Source organism: Dactylosporangium sp. NPDC000244, from assembly GCF_040300725.1.
GTDB lineage: Bacteria > Actinomycetota > Actinomycetes > Mycobacteriales > Micromonosporaceae > Dactylosporangium.
Genome location: NZ_JBEPEH010000001.1, coordinates 295,854 through 312,131 on the forward strand (window position 1 = coordinate 295,854; position 16,278 = coordinate 312,131).

Annotated in this window: 21 protein-coding genes; 15 read left to right on the forward strand and 6 right to left on the reverse strand. The window is 74.1% G+C overall.

Features of this window, described 5'->3' with window-relative positions:
* The first annotated feature begins 7 nt into the window (after positions 1 to 7).
* Genes ABT369_RS01320 through ABT369_RS01345 form a run of 6 tightly spaced genes read left to right on the forward strand, consistent with a single transcriptional unit; the run spans position 8 to position 5,590 of the window.
* A complete protein-coding gene (locus ABT369_RS01320; protein ID WP_350609870.1) occupies positions 8 to 1,063 on the forward strand; it encodes an ABC transporter ATP-binding protein in 1,056 nt (351 codons plus the stop codon).
* Positions 1,064 to 1,083: 20 nt separating this feature from the next.
* On the forward strand, positions 1,084 to 2,061 hold the full coding sequence (locus tag ABT369_RS01325; protein WP_350609389.1) for a succinylglutamate desuccinylase/aspartoacylase family protein: 978 nt from the start codon (positions 1,084 to 1,086) through the stop codon (positions 2,059 to 2,061).
* Positions 2,058 to 3,032: a Gfo/Idh/MocA family protein gene (locus tag ABT369_RS01330; protein WP_350609391.1), complete on the forward strand. Its 975-nt coding sequence runs from the start codon at positions 2,058 to 2,060 to the stop codon at positions 3,030 to 3,032. Before ABT369_RS01325 ends, ABT369_RS01330 begins: the two co-directional genes overlap by 4 nt.
* On the forward strand, positions 3,025 to 3,447 hold the full coding sequence (locus ABT369_RS01335; RefSeq protein WP_350609393.1) for a hypothetical protein: 423 nt from the start codon (positions 3,025 to 3,027) through the stop codon (positions 3,445 to 3,447). Before ABT369_RS01330 ends, ABT369_RS01335 begins: the two co-directional genes overlap by 8 nt.
* Positions 3,444 to 4,538: an alpha-hydroxy acid oxidase gene (locus ABT369_RS01340; protein ID WP_350609395.1), complete on the forward strand. Its 1,095-nt coding sequence runs from the start codon at positions 3,444 to 3,446 to the stop codon at positions 4,536 to 4,538. Before ABT369_RS01335 ends, ABT369_RS01340 begins: the two co-directional genes overlap by 4 nt.
* Positions 4,535 to 5,590 (forward strand): Gfo/Idh/MocA family protein, encoded by a 1,056-nt coding sequence (locus tag ABT369_RS01345; RefSeq protein WP_350609397.1) that lies wholly within the window; start codon positions 4,535 to 4,537, stop codon positions 5,588 to 5,590. The genes ABT369_RS01340 and ABT369_RS01345 overlap by 4 nt, the downstream gene beginning before the upstream one ends.
* Here the strand turns inward: ABT369_RS01345 and ABT369_RS01350 are convergent.
* Together ABT369_RS01350 and ABT369_RS01355 are read right to left on the reverse strand one after the other, a co-directional pair.
* Positions 5,536 to 6,513 carry an acetylxylan esterase gene (locus ABT369_RS01350; protein ID WP_350609399.1) on the reverse strand — a complete coding sequence of 326 codons (978 nt, stop codon included), beginning with the start codon at positions 6,511 to 6,513 and terminating at the stop codon, positions 5,536 to 5,538. The two genes, ABT369_RS01345 and ABT369_RS01350, sit on opposite strands and share 55 nt — an antisense overlap.
* A gap of 38 nt (positions 6,514 to 6,551) precedes the next feature.
* Entirely contained in the window at positions 6,552 to 6,689 is a 138-nt protein-coding gene (locus tag ABT369_RS01355; protein WP_350609401.1) for a hypothetical protein, read from the reverse strand.
* A 66-nt stretch (positions 6,690 to 6,755) separates the two neighbouring features.
* Between ABT369_RS01355 and ABT369_RS01360 the strand changes: the two genes are divergently transcribed.
* The 4 genes from ABT369_RS01360 (at position 6,756) to ABT369_RS01375 (ending at position 8,409) form a co-directional block, all read left to right on the forward strand.
* Complete coding sequence (locus ABT369_RS01360; protein WP_350609403.1) at positions 6,756 to 7,106, forward strand: MmcQ/YjbR family DNA-binding protein; 351 nt, start codon at positions 6,756 to 6,758, stop codon at positions 7,104 to 7,106.
* A 90-nt stretch (positions 7,107 to 7,196) separates the two neighbouring features.
* Positions 7,197 to 7,559, forward strand: a complete 363-nt coding sequence (locus ABT369_RS01365) for a LiaF domain-containing protein (RefSeq protein WP_350609405.1) — start codon at positions 7,197 to 7,199, stop codon at positions 7,557 to 7,559.
* Between the two features lie 72 nt (positions 7,560 to 7,631).
* On the forward strand, positions 7,632 to 8,063 hold the full coding sequence (locus tag ABT369_RS01370; protein ID WP_350609407.1) for an SRPBCC domain-containing protein: 432 nt from the start codon (positions 7,632 to 7,634) through the stop codon (positions 8,061 to 8,063).
* A complete protein-coding gene (locus tag ABT369_RS01375) occupies positions 8,053 to 8,409 on the forward strand; it encodes an ArsR/SmtB family transcription factor (protein ID WP_350609409.1) in 357 nt (118 codons plus the stop codon). Before ABT369_RS01370 ends, ABT369_RS01375 begins: the two co-directional genes overlap by 11 nt.
* Before the next feature lie 27 nt (positions 8,410 to 8,436).
* Here ABT369_RS01375 and ABT369_RS01380 read toward each other — a convergent pair whose 3' ends face one another.
* Positions 8,437 to 9,777 carry an ABC transporter substrate-binding protein gene (locus ABT369_RS01380; RefSeq protein ID WP_350609411.1) on the reverse strand — a complete coding sequence of 447 codons (1,341 nt, stop codon included), beginning with the start codon at positions 9,775 to 9,777 and terminating at the stop codon, positions 8,437 to 8,439.
* 159 nt (positions 9,778 to 9,936) lie between these two features.
* On the opposite strand from ABT369_RS01380, the gene ABT369_RS01385 reads away from it, so the two are divergent.
* Genes ABT369_RS01385 through ABT369_RS01400 form a run of 4 tightly spaced genes read left to right on the forward strand, consistent with a single transcriptional unit; the run spans position 9,937 to position 13,461 of the window.
* Positions 9,937 to 12,045 (forward strand): amino acid adenylation domain-containing protein, encoded by a 2,109-nt coding sequence (locus ABT369_RS01385; RefSeq protein WP_350609413.1) that lies wholly within the window; start codon positions 9,937 to 9,939, stop codon positions 12,043 to 12,045.
* Positions 12,046 to 12,088: 43 nt separating this feature from the next.
* A complete protein-coding gene (locus ABT369_RS01390) occupies positions 12,089 to 12,574 on the forward strand; it encodes a hypothetical protein (protein WP_350609415.1) in 486 nt (161 codons plus the stop codon).
* Positions 12,575 to 12,603: 29 nt separating this feature from the next.
* A complete protein-coding gene (locus ABT369_RS01395; protein WP_350609872.1) occupies positions 12,604 to 13,044 on the forward strand; it encodes a helix-turn-helix transcriptional regulator in 441 nt (146 codons plus the stop codon).
* A 9-nt stretch (positions 13,045 to 13,053) separates the two neighbouring features.
* A complete protein-coding gene (locus tag ABT369_RS01400) occupies positions 13,054 to 13,461 on the forward strand; it encodes a VOC family protein (protein ID WP_350609417.1) in 408 nt (135 codons plus the stop codon).
* On the opposite strand, the gene ABT369_RS01405 is transcribed toward ABT369_RS01400, so the two are convergent.
* Both ABT369_RS01405 and ABT369_RS01410 read right to left on the reverse strand, forming a co-directional pair.
* Complete coding sequence (locus ABT369_RS01405) at positions 13,448 to 13,933, reverse strand: SRPBCC family protein (RefSeq protein WP_350609419.1); 486 nt, start codon at positions 13,931 to 13,933, stop codon at positions 13,448 to 13,450. The genes ABT369_RS01400 and ABT369_RS01405 overlap by 14 nt on opposite strands.
* On the reverse strand, positions 13,930 to 14,295 hold the full coding sequence (locus ABT369_RS01410) for an ArsR/SmtB family transcription factor (protein WP_350609421.1): 366 nt from the start codon (positions 14,293 to 14,295) through the stop codon (positions 13,930 to 13,932). The genes ABT369_RS01405 and ABT369_RS01410 overlap by 4 nt, the downstream gene beginning before the upstream one ends.
* Before the next feature lie 53 nt (positions 14,296 to 14,348).
* Here ABT369_RS01410 and ABT369_RS01415 point away from each other — a divergent pair, with 53 nt between their 5' ends.
* Positions 14,349 to 14,723, forward strand: coding sequence for a nuclear transport factor 2 family protein (locus tag ABT369_RS01415; RefSeq protein ID WP_350609423.1), 375 nt, complete (start codon positions 14,349 to 14,351; stop codon positions 14,721 to 14,723).
* Positions 14,724 to 14,791: 68 nt separating this feature from the next.
* Here ABT369_RS01415 and ABT369_RS01420 read toward each other — a convergent pair whose 3' ends face one another.
* Positions 14,792 to 16,240, reverse strand: coding sequence for an NCS2 family permease (locus ABT369_RS01420; protein ID WP_350609425.1), 1,449 nt, complete (start codon positions 16,238 to 16,240; stop codon positions 14,792 to 14,794).
* Positions 16,241 to 16,278: the final 38 nt, after the last annotated feature.

Here is a 16,278-nt window from a genome sequence, read left to right on the forward strand (position 1 = left end):
TGTCGGCATGAGCGGGACGGAGCGAACCGGAGGTGCCGGCGTGAGCGAGCCGTTGTTGCGAGTGGACGGGCTGGTGAAGCACTTCCCGATCCGGGGCGGCGTGCTGCAGCGGCGGCAGGGCTGGGTGCACGCGGTCAACGGGGTCTCGTTCGACGTCGAGGCCGGGCAGACGCTCGCGCTCGTCGGCGAGTCCGGCTGCGGCAAGTCGACCGTCGGGCGCACGATCATGCGCTTCCACGCGCCGAGCGCCGGGCGGGTGCTGTTCGACGGGCGCGACCTCGGCACGCTGCCGACGAAGGCGCTGCGGGGCGTGCGGCGCGACCTGCAGTACGTCTTCCAGGACCCGTACGCGTCCCTGCCCGCCCGGATGCCCGTCGGGGACATCGTCGCCGAGCCGCTCGCCATCCACGGCATCGGCGACCGCGCCGGGCGCCGGGACCGCGTCCGGGAGCTCTTCGAGCTGGTCGGGCTCCCGGCCGAGGCGATCGGGCGGTACCCGCACGAGTTCTCCGGCGGCCAGCGCCAGCGCGTCGGCATCGCCCGCGCCCTCGCGCTGGAGCCGAAGCTGCTCATCCTCGACGAGCCCGTCTCCGCGCTGGACGTGTCGATCCAGGCCCAGGTGGTGAACCTCCTGGCCCGGCTGCAGCGCGAGCTCGGCGTCGCCTACCTGTTCATCGCGCACGACCTCGCCGTGGTGCGCCACCTCGCGCACCGGGTGGCCGTGATGTACCTCGGCCACGTCGTCGAGTACGGCGATGCCGACACGGTCTTCACCACGCCGTCGCACCCGTACACGCAGGCGCTGCTGTCCGCGGTGCCGGTGCCGGACCCGCGGCTGCGCGACCCGGACCGGCGGCGGCTGCTCACCGGCGACGTGCCCAACCCGGCCGACCCGCCGTCCGGCTGCCCGTTCCGCACCCGGTGCTGGAAGGCCGAGGACCGCTGCGCGACCGAGCGCCCGCTGCTGCAGGTGCGCACCCCGTCCGGCGCCGAGTCGGCGTGCCACTTCGCCGAGCCGGAACGGGCCGACTCGGTCCGCACCGACGAGGTGTGTGAACGTTGAGAGGAAGCGATGGCGACCCCGTGAACTGGCGCTCCGAACGGCTGACGGCCGGCCCCGGCGGGCCCGGCGTCACGGTCCACGAGCTGGACAGCGGGCACGACGGGCCGACCGTCGTGGTGCTCGGCGGCGTGCACGGCAACGAGGTCGGCGGGATCGTCGGGGCCGGGCGGCTCACCACGCGGGCGCTCGGCCTGCGGGCCGGTCGGCTGCGGGTGGTACCGGTGACGCACGAGGCGGCGTTCGAGGCGGATTCGCGCACCGGGCCGGCCGACGGCGGCAACCTGGCCCGGTCCTTCCCCGGCGACGAGCGCGGCACCCCGACCCAGCGCCTCGCCGACCTCGTCGCGCGGCGGCTCATCCGCGGCGCCGACGTGCTCGTCGACCTGCACACCTCCACCCCGGCCACGGACATGCCGTTCTTCGCGGGCGGCCTCGACGACGGCGGGGACGCGGCGACCACGGGCGTCGCTCTGGCGGTCGCGTTCGGCGCCGGCCTGGTCTGGACCCACGGGAGCCTCGGCCCCGGCCGCACCCTGACCCTGGCCCGCGACCTGGGCATCCCGGCGATCTACGTCGAGTCGCCCGGCGGTGGCGTCCTCGACCCCGCGCTGCTGGACGGCTACACCGGCGGCGTCGTCAACGTGCTCGCGCACCTCGGGATGGTGCCGGAGCCGGCGACGCCGCCGCGGCCGCCCGCGCTGTGGCTGCACGGCGACGGCGACGCCGACAGCTTCACCGTCGCGCCCGCCGCCGGGCTGTTCCTGCCCGGCGTGCGGCTGCTGGACCGGGTCGAGCGCGGGCAGGCGGTGGGCCGGGTGCTCGACCCGCGCGGCCGCGAGCTCGCCGTCGTCGCGGCGCCCGAGTCCGGCCACGTGGCCACGCTCCAGCGGTTCGCGGCGGTCGCGGCGGGCACCCCGGTCGTCGGCGTCGCCCCCGCCCGCCCGGCGTCGCTCGGCCTGCCGTCGGACCGCATCCACGCGCGGGCGGTGCCCCGGTGATCGGCGTGGCCCTGCTCGGCTCGGGCGCGATCGCCCGCGACCACGCGGCCGCGTTCGCGCGCGTCGACGGCGTGCGGGTCACGCACGTGGTCGGCACCGATCTCGCGCGGGCCCGGCGGATCGCCGCGCTCGCGCCGGGGTGCCGGGCCACGACCGACCCGGCGGAGGCGTTGACGGACCCGGCCGTCACCGGCGTCGTGGTCTGCGGGCGCACCGGGGACCACGTCGACCGGGCCCTCGCCGCCGTCGCCGCGGGCCGGCACGTCGTCATCGAGAAGCCCCCGGCCCGCACCCTCGCCGCGTTCGAGACCCTCGTGGCCGCGGCGCGGGCGGCCGGGGTGCGCCTCATGGTCGGGCAGACCACGAGGTTCCAGCCGGCCGTGCGCACCCTCGCGGCGGCGGCCGCGGCCGGCGAGGCCGGCACCCCGCGGCTGCTGCACCTGGCCTGGTACGTCGGCCACGTCTGGCCCGGCGGCTGGAACAGCTGGCAGCTGGACCCGGACGCGTCCGGCGGCCACCTGGTGCACAACGGCATGCACCCCCTCGACCTCGCCGTCGCGCTGCTGGGCGCCCGCCCCGTGCGGGTCTTCGCCCGCGGCTGGTGCACCCACGCGCCCGGGATGGCGACGCCGGACAGCTTCCACGTCACCGTCCGCTTCGACACCGGCGCGCTGGCCCTCGCCGAGCTCTCCTACGGCCTGCGGACGCCGGGGGCGATGCTGCGCCGCATGGTGCTGACGGGCGACGCGGGCGCCCTGTCCCACCACACCGGCGGCGACCCGGTCCTCGGCGGCGCCCCGCCCGCGTCGGTCGCCGACGCCCTGTACCACCAGGCCGTGCACACCGCCGACGTCTTCGCCGGCCGGGCCGAGCCGATCGTCACGCTGGAGCAGTCCCGCGCGGCCCTCGCCGCGGCCCTGGCCGCCCAGCGCTCCCTGCACAGCGGTCAGCCGGAGCCGTGCGATGCCTGAGCGCGTGCGGGCGTGGGTGGAGGCCGGCGGGCTCGGCCTCCCGCGCAGCGTCAACGTCGAGTGCCACGACCTCGCCGCCGCCGTCGGCCTGGCCCGCACGCTGACCGGGTGCGAGCCGGTCGAGGTGTTCGCGGAGGCGAGCGGCGCCGTCCTCGTCGCCTCGATGCTCATGACGCACGGCGTGGTCGCCTCGCTCGTCGTCGGCCCGGTGCCGGGGACGGGCTCGGCCCGGCTCATCGGCTCCCACGGCCACACCGAGATCGACCTCGACGAGCCCTCGGTGCGCCACCACGGCCCCGGCGGGGTCCGCCGGATTCCCATCGAACCGCAGATCGTCCACAGTGGACCAGCGATCGTCGTCGAGGCGGTCGGGCGCTCCCTCGCGTCCGGGCGCCCGGAACGGGTGCACCCATGACAGACCTCGTGAACACCGACCCCGTGAACACCGACCTCGTGAATCTCGCCGACTACGAGACCCGGGCGCGGGAGCTGCTCGACCCGGCCGCGTACGACTACATCGCCGGGGGCGCCGACGCCGAGGTGAGCCTCGCGCTGCCCCGCCGGGCGCTCGACGCCATCCGGCTGCGGCCCCGCGTCATGGTCGACGTCACCGTGTGCGACCTGGCCACGACCGTGCTCGGCACGCCCGTGCCCGCCCCGATCCTCGTCGCCCCCTCCGGCGACCACGGCATCGCGCACCCCGACGGCGAGCTCGCCACCGCCCGCGGGGCCGCCGCCACCGGCACGCTCCTGGTCGTCAGCTCCGGCGCCACCTACCCGCTGGAGGAGATCGCCGCGGCGGCGGACGGGCCGCGCTGGCTGCACGTGCCGCTCCTGCGCGACCGCGCGGCGGCGCTGGACCTCGTGCGGCGGGGCGAGGCGGCCGGGTACACGGCCGTCTGCCTGACCGTCGACCACAAGGTGATGGCCAAGCGCGAGCGCAACATCCGCAACCGCTGGACCACCCCGCCCGCCGCGAACCTGAGCGGCGTGGCGGCGGCCGGCTGGGACCTCGACGGCACCGCGATGCGGCGGCGGTTCGACGCCGTCCTGGACCGCTCGGCGACATGGTCCTATGTGGACTGGCTGGCCGAGCGGACCCCGCTGCCGATCGTCGCCAAGGGGATCCTGGCCGGCGCGGACGCGGACCTGGCGGTGCGGGCGGGGGCCGCGGCCGTCGTCGTGTCCGACCACGGCGGGCGGCAGCTCGACACCGCGATCGCGCCGATCGAGGCGCTGCCCGAGGTCGTCGCCTCCGTCGGCGGGCGGGCCGAGGTCTACGTCGACGGCGGGTTCCGGCGCGGCACCGACGTGCTCAAGGCGCTCGCGCTCGGCGCCCGCGCGGTGCTGCTCGGCCGCCCGGTCATCTGGGGCCTCGCGGCCGGCGGCGCCGACGGGGTCGCGGCCGTCCTGCTCATGGTGCGCGACGAGCTCGAGCGCGCGATGGCCATGTGCGGGCTGCCGTCCCTCGCCGCGATCTCACCGGAGGTGGTGAAGGTGCCATGACGGTCAGGGATGGCATGGGTATCGGCATCGTCGGATCGGGGTTCATGGGCCGCACCTGGGCCGCCGTCGCCGACGGGCTTCCCGGCGCGCGGGTGGCGGCCGTCGCGGGCGGGCGCCGGGCGCCCGGGCTCGCGGCCGAGTTCGGCGCCCGGCTCCACGCCGGCGTGCCCGAGCTGCTCGCCGATCCGGACGTGGCCGTGGTCGTGCTCGCGAGCCCGCCGGCCGCCCACCGCGAGCAGGCCGTGGCCGCCGCGCGGGCGGGGCGGCACCTGCTCGTGGAGAAGCCGATGGCGCAGACGCCGGACGAGTGCGCGGCGATGGTCGCGGCGTGCTCGGCCGCCGGGGTGCGCCTCGCGGTCGTGTCGCAGCAGCGGTACCGCACGATCCCCGCGGCGGCGAAGCGCCTCATCGACGAGGGCGCGATCGGCCGCGTGACGATGGTCCGCGCGATCGGCCCCGAGGTCGGCTTCTGGGACACGGCCGTGACCCGCGACGAGTGGAAGCTCGACCCGCGGCAGCAGACGGCGTTCGCCTCCTGGGGCGCGCACGCCTGCGACCTGCTGCGCTGGTTCACCGGGGCCGAGGCCGAGGTGGTCTTCGCGCTCTTCGGCGCCTACGCGCCGGACCCGCCGCCGATGCGCAGCGCCATGGTGACCTACGGGCTCACCGGCGGGGCGATGGCCCAGCTGTGGATGAGCTACGACGTGCCGCGGCCCGGCCTCGGCAGCGGGCTGCAGTTCCACGTCACCGGCACGGAGGGGATGCTCGAGCTCGACGCGTACGGCTCGCTGCGGCTCGGGCGCGGCGACGGCTGGACGGAGGTGGCGCGCCAGCCCGGCTTCGACGCCTCGGACCCGCGGGACCCGGTGCGGCTGGGCGCGTACTCGGCCCAGCTCGCCGACCTCCTCGACGCCGTCGCGGCCGGCCGCGACCCGCACGTGACGGGCCGCGACGGCCTGCTGACGACGGCGATGCTGCACGGCGCCGAGCGCTCGGCTCAGCTCGGCGCGAGCGTCCGGCTGAGGAACGACAGCGTGTCCGCCTCCTGGTAGACCTCGCCGCCCTCGTGCCCGTTGTAGGGCCAGACGCAGATCTCCTTCGGCCCCGCGTAGTGGTTGTACGCGGCGTACACCGTCGACGGCGGGCACACGTCGTCCATGAGCCCGACCCCGAACTGGGCCGGGGCCGTCGCGCGGGCGGCGAAGTTGACGCCGTCGAAGTACGACAGCGTCCGGAACACCGGCTCGACCTCGGTGCGCCGCGCCTTGAGGTACTGCGCGATCTCGGAGTACGGCGCCTTGTCCGTGATCTCGGTGGCCCGCCGGTAGTGGCACAGGAACGGCACGTCGGGCACGATCGCGGCCACGTCCGGCACGAGCGCCCCGGCGGCGAGGGCGAGCCCGCCGCCCTGGCTGCGCCCGTAGACGGCCACACGGCGCGGGTCGACCGCCGGGTGGGCGCGGACCGCCTCGACCGCGCGGGCGGCGTCGGTCATGATGCGGCGGTAGTAGTACCGGTCCGGGTGGCCGATGCCGCGGGTCATGAAGCCGGGGTACTGCCCCGTGCCCGGATCCGGGTCCGGGTCGGGCGTCACGCCGGGCCGCCACGCCGAGCCCTGCCCGCGCGAGTCCATCACCAGGTGCGCGAAGCCGGCCGCGCTCATGAACAGCCGCTGGTGGGCGAGGCTGCGGCCGCTGCCGTAGCCGACGTACTCGACCACCGCCGGCAGCGGCCCGGTCCGGTGGCGGGGCAGCAGCAGCCAGGCCGCGACCCGCTCGCCGTTCCAGCCGGAGAACCGCACGTCGAGGACCTCGACGGTGCTCAGGTCCGGCTCGCCGGGGAGGAACTCGGGGGCCAGGTCGTGCTCGCGGGCGGCGGCGAGGGTCCGCGCCCAGAAGTCGTCGAAGTCGGCGGGCTCGGTGCGCTCCGGCCGGTACGCGCGCAGCTCCTCCAGCGGCTTGTCGAACAGGACCATCGGCCAACCTCGTTCCACTGATTGAAACGCTCTTTCCATTATCGGCCCTGATCTTGCCGCGCCACCTCCGCACGCGTCAAGGTCGAGGCGTTCACCAGGGCGCTCTGCAGCCGGGCGGCCACCACGCCGCAGACGACCGAGACGACGGCGTCGGCGGCGAACGTCTCCAGGAGCACGCCGGCGACGCCGTCCTCGTTGGCGTCCGTGCTCCAGGGCTCGGCGGGGGCCGTAGGCTGAGGCGCATGGCTGACGCTGACGACGTGCGGCGCATCGCGCTCGGGCTGCCCGACGTGGTCGAGATCGACAGCGACGGCTTCGACTTCCGCGTGGCGAACAAGGGCTTCGTCTGGTCCTATCCCGAGCGGACTCCGGGCAAGCCGCGGGTGATCCGGACCGACGTCGCGGTGCTCTACGTCGGCGACGAGGCGGAGAAGCAGGCCCTCCTGCTCGGGGAGCCGACGCGGTTCTTCACGAACCCGGGGTACGACGGACTGCCCCTGGTCATGCTCCGCCTGGAGGCCGTCGACGAGGCCAGGCTGGAGGAGCTGATCACCGACGCATGGCGGATGCGAGCGCCCGATCCCGGCCTCTAGTGTCCGCTGCCGCACGCATGACAGATGTCATCCCGGGCCTGTGCCGGTCGGCACCGGGATCGACGCCGATGCCCGCCTACCGTCATGGTCATGGATGAGAACGAGACGCCGTTCCTGACCGGCAAGTCGGGCGCCACCTGGTACTTCAACCTCCTCGGCGGCACCAAGCGCCGCGGTGCCTGGACGATGCCGCAGGACATGCGCGTCGTCGGCCCGCTCGGCGGCGCCAACCTGGACCTGTGCGAGGCCACGCTGCCGCCGCGCCCCGTGCTGACGAAGATCAGCCTGATCGGCGGCGTCTCCCTGCGCGTCCCGGCCGACGTGGAGATCGAGGTCGAGGGCTTCCGCATCTTCGGCGGCGTCCGCATCGAGCCCGCGTCCGAGGGTGCGGCGCGGAGGCTGAAGGTTCGCGAGTACAGCCTGATCGGCGGCGTCCACGTGGTGCGCGGCTGACCCCTTGACGCAACCGAAAGGTTGCAATAGCGTGAGTAGCAACCGAGGAGTTGCTACTCACTGGAGGTCGTCATGGGGTTCCCCGATCGCATCGAGCGGACCGTCGAGCTCACGCAGCCGCCGGCCCGCGTCTGGGCCGCGCTCACCACCGCCGAGGGTCTCGGCACCTGGTTCGGCAACGGCGCCACCGTCGACCTGCGCGAGGGCGGCGAGGCCAAACTGACCTGGGACAGCGGCGACCAGGCCACCCTGCACATCGAGCGGGTCGACGAGCCGGCCGTGTTCGCGTTCACCTGGGGCATCAACGGCCTCGCGGCCGAGGATCCCCGCCGCACCTACGTCGAGTTCACGCTCGAGCCCGCCGGCGCCGGCACCCGGCTGCGCATGGTCGAGTCCGGCTTCGCCCAGCTGCCGGAGGATGCGTACCGTAAGGCGTTCGAGAGCAACACGGGTGGATGGACGCACGAGCTGGGTGAGTTGGTCGAATACCTGCATGCCGCCTGAGAGTGAGATGCCGCCCGACATCGAGGCGGTCGCCGAGCAGGTCTTCGTCGCCCTGGCCGACCCGTCGCGGCGCGGCATCCTCGCCGCGCTCGCGCAGGGCGGCCCGGCCACGGCGACGGATCTGGCCGATCGCCTGCCCATCACCCGGCAGGCGATCGCCAAGCACCTGGCCCTGCTGTCGGAGGCCGGCCTGGTGGCGGCCGAGCCGGGGGAGCGCCGCCGGGTGCGGTACCGCCTCAGCTCCGCCCCCATGCGCGTGGCGCAGCAGTTCCTCGCCGCCCTCGCGCGCGACTGGGACGACCGCCTGGACGCGCTCACCGAGCACCTCAACCGCAGGGACCGGTGAGCGCCGGGCCCGGCGCTCCTACCGGCGTCAGCCGCCGAGGGACTCCGCGGTGCCGACCCTGCGGGCGGCGAGCGCCTGCACGATGAGGGCGGTCTCGTCGTACCCGAGGATCAGCACGCCGTTGGGGGAGTTCTGGCGGACGCGGGCCGCGATGCCCGAGAAGTCCTCGGTCGTCGTCGGGTAGGAGATCAGGTCCACGTCCGCGTCCGTCATGCCCGCGGTGAGCAGGTCGGCCTTGACGTTCTTCTGCAGCCCGAGGCCGTACGCGTCCTCGCGGGCCACGATCGTCACCTGGTGCGGGCCGTCGCGCATGACGACGTCGGCGAGGGCGCGGGCCTGCAGGGTGTCGGGCGGGGCGGTGCGGAAGAACAGGCCGTTGTCGGCGATGGTCGACAGCTCGTCCGACGTGGACGACGGCGAGATGAGCATCCGGTTCGCCGCGGCGATCTTCGGGATCATCGCCTTGGTCACGCTCGACGACGACGCGCCGATGATGACCTGCACGCCGAGGCCGATGAACCGGTCGACCGTCGCCGCGGCCACCTTCTCGTCGGTGCCGTCGTCGCCGTCGACCCACTCCACCGGCTGCTCGATCACACCCCCGGCCGCGTTGAGCTCGGCCACCGCGAGCCGGGCGCCGGCGAAGCGGGGCGCGCTGCGGAAGGCCAGGCGCCCCGTGTGCGGCATGAGCCCGCCGACCTTCAGCGGCGGGATCCGCTTCTTCGCGTTGCCCGTCGGGTACGCGGTGTAGGGCGGCGAGGCGGCCGTCGAGGCGCTCCCGGGATCGCCGGCGCCGATGTACTCCGTCAGGTTGTCGTTGATGGTGTTGCTGCGGCTGAAGTGCAGCGCGCCGTAGGAGGCCGAGGACGGCTCGCCCGCGTCGGTGAAGCCGCTGCGGCGCATCGACACCCCGCGGTAGGCGAAGTCCTTGCCCGCCTTGGCCAGCACCAGGCACGCGGCCGCGCTGTCGCAGACGGTGCCGGAGTTGGAGGCGCCGACCATGTACTTCGAGATCGCCGTCGCGTCCGTCGAGCGCGCCGACTCCGCGGCCAGGCCGGCCAGCAGCACGGCGTCGTAGGCCTCCGCGGCGTAGCCGTAGTCGGCCAGCGAGGAGTCCACGCCCCGCAGCCGCTCCTTGAACGACTCCGGCAGGTCCAGCAGCGGCGCCGTGCCGACCATCCCCGACAGGATGACGGGGCTGTCCTTGAGCTTGTCCTTGAGCGAGTTGCTCATGTTCGCGTCGGAGCCGTAGAGGTGCACGACCATCGGCTTGCCGTCGTCGCCGCCGTCGGCCGGCGTCGTCCCGCATCCCCCGGCGATGACCGCCACTCCCACGAGCGTGGCGAGCATCGATGCCTTGCGTCCCACGAACCCTGCCCTTCGCAAATCGGCCCCGGCGAACCTAAGCGGCGCACACCGGACAGGCACAGGCCGTGATCCGGACCTTGAGGAAACCTTGAACAGAAGCGATGGAACGGGATGGAACGCATCACACTTCGTCACCATGCGTAGAAGGGAACCCCCCGCATGTCGCTGTCGGCCGCGAAGAGCCGCGTGATGCAGGCCCGCACCCAGATCGAGACCGGCCGCCTCGACGACGTGGAGCCCACGCTCGCCGCCGCCGAGGGCTTCCTGGCCGGCCTCGACCCGCTGGACGCGCCGCACGCCCCGGCGGTCCTGGCCCAGATCGCCGAGCTGCGCGCGGAGATGGCCGGCGTCCTCATGCCCGAGCAGCGCACCCGCCTGTCGGCCGCCGAGGGCAAGCTGCGCCAGGCCGCCGACCAGCGCGCGATGGGCCTGAGCCCCGCGGACGTCGAGCTGACCCTGGACCAGGCCGCGCAGCTGCTGGCGGGCATCCCCGAGCACCACACCGAGGCCGCCCGGGCGGAGCTGGCCGCCCAGCGCGCCCGGCCGGTGTCCTCCCCGCTCGCCGCGCCGACCCCACCGCTCGAGCCGACCGCACCGCTCGAGCCGGCCCCGGCGCCCGCCGCCGAGCACCCCGCGGACGTGGCGTCGGCCCGGGCGAGCCGGCTGGTCGAGCAGGCGTGGTCGCTGGTCGAGAGCGGGCGCACCGAGGCCGTCGACGCCGTCCTGGGCGAGGCCGCCGCGCACCTCGCCGCGGTGCCCGCGAGCCCGGAGCGCGACGGGCTGCTCGTGCGCGCCGAGGCGGTCCGCGCCGGGATGCTCGCCGCGGACCGGGCCGAGGCCCGCCGCCGCCGCGCCGGCGAGCTCGACCGGCAGCTGTCGCGGGCCGAGGACGACCTGCGGTGGCAGCCCGAGCAGGCGATGCCGCCGCTGCGGCGGGTGCTCGACCGGCTCGGGGACGACGACGTCATCGAGGCGCTCGGCGAGGAGGGGCTGGCCGAGTACCGGGGCCGGGTCGCGGCGCTGGACGAGCGGCGGCGGGCCGCGCTCAAGGCGAGCGCGCTGGAGACGGCGCTGCCGCTCGTGGCCGAGCTCGAGCGGCGCGTGGCCGAGGGGCCGATCAGCGCCTCGGACGGCCACGAGGTCGACCGGCTCGCCTCGGGGCTGCGCTCGCTGGCCTTCCGGGCGCGCCAGGCGCTGCGGGCCGAGGACGACGACGCGCCGGCGGGCCTCGGCCAGGTCCGCGGCGAGCAGCCCGGCGCGGACCGCCCCGGCCGCGCCGAGGGCGACGACGCCGAGATCGGCGCCGTGCGGCTGCGCGCGGACGCGGCCGAGGCGGCGCTCGGCGCGCTCGTCGAGGACTGGCGGGTGCGGATGCGGGCCCAGGCCGTACACGATCGGTGGCTGGTCCTGCTGGACGGCGTCGAGGACTGGGCGGACGAGTCCGACGACCCGGCGCAGCGGCCCCTGGAGGAGCCTCGGCTGCCGAAGACCCGCGAGGCGGTGCAGCGCCTGCGCCACTTCGTGCGCGACGACGACGGCGACGAGGCCCCGGCGATCCGGGCCGTCTACCGGGCCGCCGCCGAGACGTTCGAGCGGGCCGGGGTGCGGCTCGACGCCGCGTTCGGCGCGATGCTCGACGACGCCGAGCGGCGGCCGGTGCCGCTGCGCGGGCCCGAGCTCGACCGGCCGCTGCACCTGGCCACGGCGGCGCGGTACACCTTCGAGGGCACCCGGTTCCTGGAGGCCAACGTGGCCCGGGCGGAGGCGCTGCACGAGCGGTGGCAGGCCGAGGTCGCGGCGGTCATGACGGCGCGGCGGGAGCTCTACGACCGGCTCGCCGCCGAGGCCGGCGCCGCCTGGCCGGGGATCGTGGCCGGGCACGGGCCGGTGCCGTTCGCCGCGGGCGCCGGGCCGGGCACCACGATCCTGCTCAGCCGCGTGCACAACCGCGCCGGCTGGGACTTCGACGGCGGCGCGCACCCGTTCTCGCTGCGCCACGACGGGGTCGTGCTCGCGGGCGACTACGAGCCGCACGTGCTCGCGGCGCTGGAGCACGCCTGGTACGAGCTCAAGCTCGACGTCAACGACCGCATCCCCTGGGACGTCGTCGCCGTCGTCGAGGGCCCGGGCACGGTGGGGGAGCGGACCATGGTCCCGGTGCGGGACTTCGGCACCGGCCTGGAGATCGGCAAGCGCGAGGAGTGGCCGCCGGTCCCGTGCGTGCGCCTGCGGATCATCGCCCTGCACGCCGGTCCGGTCGTGGCATGAATCGGGGATTCCGCCGGGCCGGGCAGGGGACACGCTGAGGCACATGGCGTACGCATACCAGCCGCAGCAGGCGTGGCACCCGCACCCGGTCCGCACCACGGCCCCGATCTCCCTGCACGTCGTGGCCATCTTCCAGTACCTGGGCGGCGTGCTCATGCTCGGCGCGGCCGCGCTTCTCGCGCTCGCGGCGGCCCGCATCGCCCCGGCGTGGGACCTGCGGCTGGGCGGGGACACCTTCACGACCCGCCCCGAGGTGCTCACCGTCGCGACGTACACGGTCATCGGCACCGCCGCCCTGATGGGCCTCATCGCGATCGTGCTCGGCCGCAAGCTGCAGAACGGGCGCAACTGGGTCCGCGTGCTGCTCACCCTGCTCAACGGCCTGAGCGTGCTCGGCGGCGTCTACCAGGGCTACGTGCAGGGCGCGCCGTACGCCGCGACCCTCATGTCGGTCGCGTTCCCGCTGCTCTTCGTGATCCTGCTCAACACCCGCGCCGCGCGCGGCTGGTGCCGGTACCGCACCTACTGAGCGTTGCGAAGGCGGGCTGACCTGGCATTCTGGATGCCGTGAGCACCGACCCCCGCCTGCGTGAACTGGCCCTGCTGCGCCGCGTGCGCGACCGGATCGACCGGGAGTACGCGCAGCCGCTCGACGTCGAGGCGCTCGCCCGCGGGGTGCACGTCTCGGCCGGGCACCTGAGCCGGGCGTTCCGGGCCGCGTACGGAGAGTCGCCGTACAGCTACCTCATGACCCGCCGCATCGAGCGCGCCATGACCCTGCTGCGCCGCGGCGACCTCTCCGTCACCGATGTCTGCTTCGCGGTGGGATGCTCCTCGCTGGGCACCTTCAGCACCCGCTTCTCCGAGCTCGTCGGCATGTCCCCGAGCACCTACCGGCGCAAGGCCGCCGAGGACGCCCGGGGCATCCCGCACTGCGTCGCCAAGCAGGTCATGCGGCCGATCAGGAATCGAGAAGTCGCGCCTGTCCGTGGCGTCTAACGTGGGTGCATGAGCGTCATCATTCAGCACACCTTCCTGCCGGCCGACGACCACGAGGCCTCGATCGAGTTCTACCGCGACGCGCTCGGCTTCGAGGTCCGCAACGACGTCGGCTACGGCGCCATGCGCTGGGTCACGGTCGGCCCGAAGGACCAGCCGCAGACCTCGATCGTGCTCTGCCCGCCCGCGGTCGACCCCGGCCTCACCGACGACGAGCGGCGGACCATCGTCGAGCTGATGGCCAAGGGCAGCTACGCCACGATCGTGCTCGCCGCCGACGACCTGGCCGAGACCTTCGACCGCGTCCAGGCCTCCGGCGCCGACGTGGTGCAGGAGCCGATCGACCAGGACTACGGCGTGCGCGACTGCGCCTTCCGCGACCCGGCCGGCAACCTGGTGCGGATCAATCAGCGCTGAGCGACTCGTAGTAGGGCTTCATCGACGGGTAGTAGTCCTCGAACGGCTTCGCCGGCGTGCCCTCGCGGGCGGCCACGAGCGCGTCGAGGTAGAACTCCCAGCCCGGGCCGACCTCGCCGACCTGGCTCACGTCGACGCCGCGGTGCACGAGCCGCAGCTCGGTGGTGCCGTCCCGCTCGGTCAGCAGCACCTCCATCCGCCAGCCCCCGGCCTCCTCGGAGCCGGACACGGCCAGCCGGCGGGGTGGCTCGCACGCGTCGATGCGCAGGTCCATGACGGGCTCGCCCTCCTCCTGGACCATGCGCACCTTGATCGTGCCGCCCGTCCCGCCCTGGCCCTCCCACGGCCCGAACCACCGCGCGCTGCGCTCCGGCTCGGTCACGCTGGCCCACACGTCCTCGATGCCGGCCCGGAACGTCCGGACCAGGACGAGGTCGTGCCCGCCGTCACCCGGGATCAGCTGCCCGCTCATGCGCTCTCACTCTCCGCTCGATGCTCGTCTGGTTGCCGCCTGCGGTCGCGGCGGGTGCGGTACACCTCGGTCTCCAGGGCGTCGAGCCGCCGGGCCCAGACCGGGCCGGGACCGGTGAGCCGGTCGATCCATTCCCGCAGCTCGGTGAGCGCGGAGGGGTCGAGCTCGTAGCGCCGCTCCCGGCCCACCACGCGGTCGCGCACGAGCCCGCTCTCGCGCAGCACGCGCAGGTGCCGGCTGACCGCGGGCCGGCTGATCGGGAACGCCTCGGCGATGCGCCCGGCCGCGATCGGCCCGTCGCGCAGCGCCTCGAGAATCTGCCGCCGCACGGGATCGGCAATGGCCGCGGCCACCTCGTCCACCCTGGAAGCGTAACTGATGTGTTACACGTCAGCCAGTCGATAGACTGGAGAGAGTGACCCTTTCGCATCTGGAGCTCTTCCAGCGGTACATGCATGCCGGCCCCATCACCCGCAGCGCCACGGCCTACGCGAACCTGTTCACCGAGGACGGCGTCTATGAGGCGCCCCTCGAAGGACTCCGGCTCGAGGGGCGGGAGGCGATCGAGCGGGGCATCGTCGCCGTGCAGGAGCGGCCCGCTCCCCAGGGCGCGATGAACCCCGGCGCCTCGCGGTTCACGCTGCACGACACCGCCGACCCCGAGGTGTTCGTCACCGAGATCGACGCCGTCTACGACGGGCCGGACGGGCCTGCCACCGTGTCGCTCGTGCAGATCTTCCGGCGCCGCGGCGACAGCCTCCGCGAACTGCGGGACTACTTCCGGCCCTGAACCGTTCGTGACCGCCCGTGGTGCCGTGCGCCGGTGAGCCGACCGGCGCACGCCACCACGGGACGGTGCTACAGGACCGCCTCGATGGGGCCGCGCAGGAAGTACACGATGAAGAGCACGGCCACGCCGTACAGCAGCGGATGCACCTCGCGCGCCTTGCCGCTCACCAGCTTGATCACCACGTAGGAGATGATCCCGGCGCCGATGCCGTTGGAGATCGAGTAGGTGAAGGGCATCAGCACGATGGTGAGGAACGCGGGCAGCGCGATGTCGTAGTCGGCCCAGTCGATGGTCCGCACCGCGGTCATCATGAGGAAGCCGACGACCACGAGGGCGACCGATGCCGCCTCGAACGGTACGACCGTCACCAGCGGCGCGAAGAACATCGCCAGCAGGAACAGCAGGCCGGTGACGAGGCTCGCGATGCCCGTGCGCGCGCCCTCGGCCACGCCCGAGGCGCTCTCGATGTAGCTGGTGTTGCTCGACGTGCTGGCGGCACCGCCCGCGGCCGCGGCGAGGGAGTCCACGAGCAGGATCTCCCGGGTGCGCGGCGGCATGTTGTTCTCGTCGAGCATCCCGCCCTCCTGCGCCACCGCGACCATCGTGCCCATGGTGTCGAAGAAGTCGGTGATGAGCAGGGTGAAGACGAACATCAGCGGCACCAGCACTCCGGCCGTCTGCCAGGAGTGCAGCACGTTGAAGTGCCCGAGCAGGGACAGGTCGGGCCGGTCCACGATCTTCTCCGGCAGGGTGGGCACGTTGAGGCTCCAGCCCTTCGGGTTCGGCTTGCCGTTCACGAACGACGGCCCCACCTTGGCGATCGCCTCGATGACGATCGCGAGCACCGTGGAGGCGAGGATGCCGATGAGGATCGCGCCGCGTACCTTGCGCACGACCAGCACCACGGTGAGCAGCAGCCCGATGCCGAAGGCGAGCGCGGGCCAGCTGACGAGCTTGCCGCCGATGCCCATCCCGACCGGCACCGTCGTGCCGGCCGCATCCGGGACGCGGCGCACGAAGCCCGAGTCCACGAAGCCGATCAGCGCCAGGAACAGCCCGATGCCGACCCCGATCGCCGTCTTGAGCTGCGTCGGTACCGCCCGGAAGACCGCCGTGCGCAGCCCCGTCAGCACCAGGATGGTGATGAGCACGCCCTCGATGACGACGAGCCCCATCGCGTCGGCCCACGTCATCTGCGGGGCGATCTCGAACGCCACGAGCGCGTTGACGCCCAGGCCCGCGGCCAGCGCGAGCGGGAACCGGGCCACGACGCCCATGAGGATCGTCATCACGCCCGCGACCAGGGCGGTGCCGGAGGCCAGCGCGGTGATCGCGAGCTTGCCGTCGTTCTTGTCGACGCCGCTGTTGAGGATGAGCGGGTTGAGCACCACGATGTACGCCATCGTGAAGAACGTCGCGAGGCCGCCGCGGATTTCCCGGCTCAACGTCGAGCCGCGCTTGCTGATCTCGAAGTACCGATCGACACGGCTCTGTGTCGCGACGGGTTGCCCGGCCATGGAACCTCCAGGTGGATCTATGGTTACGCGCGCATGAT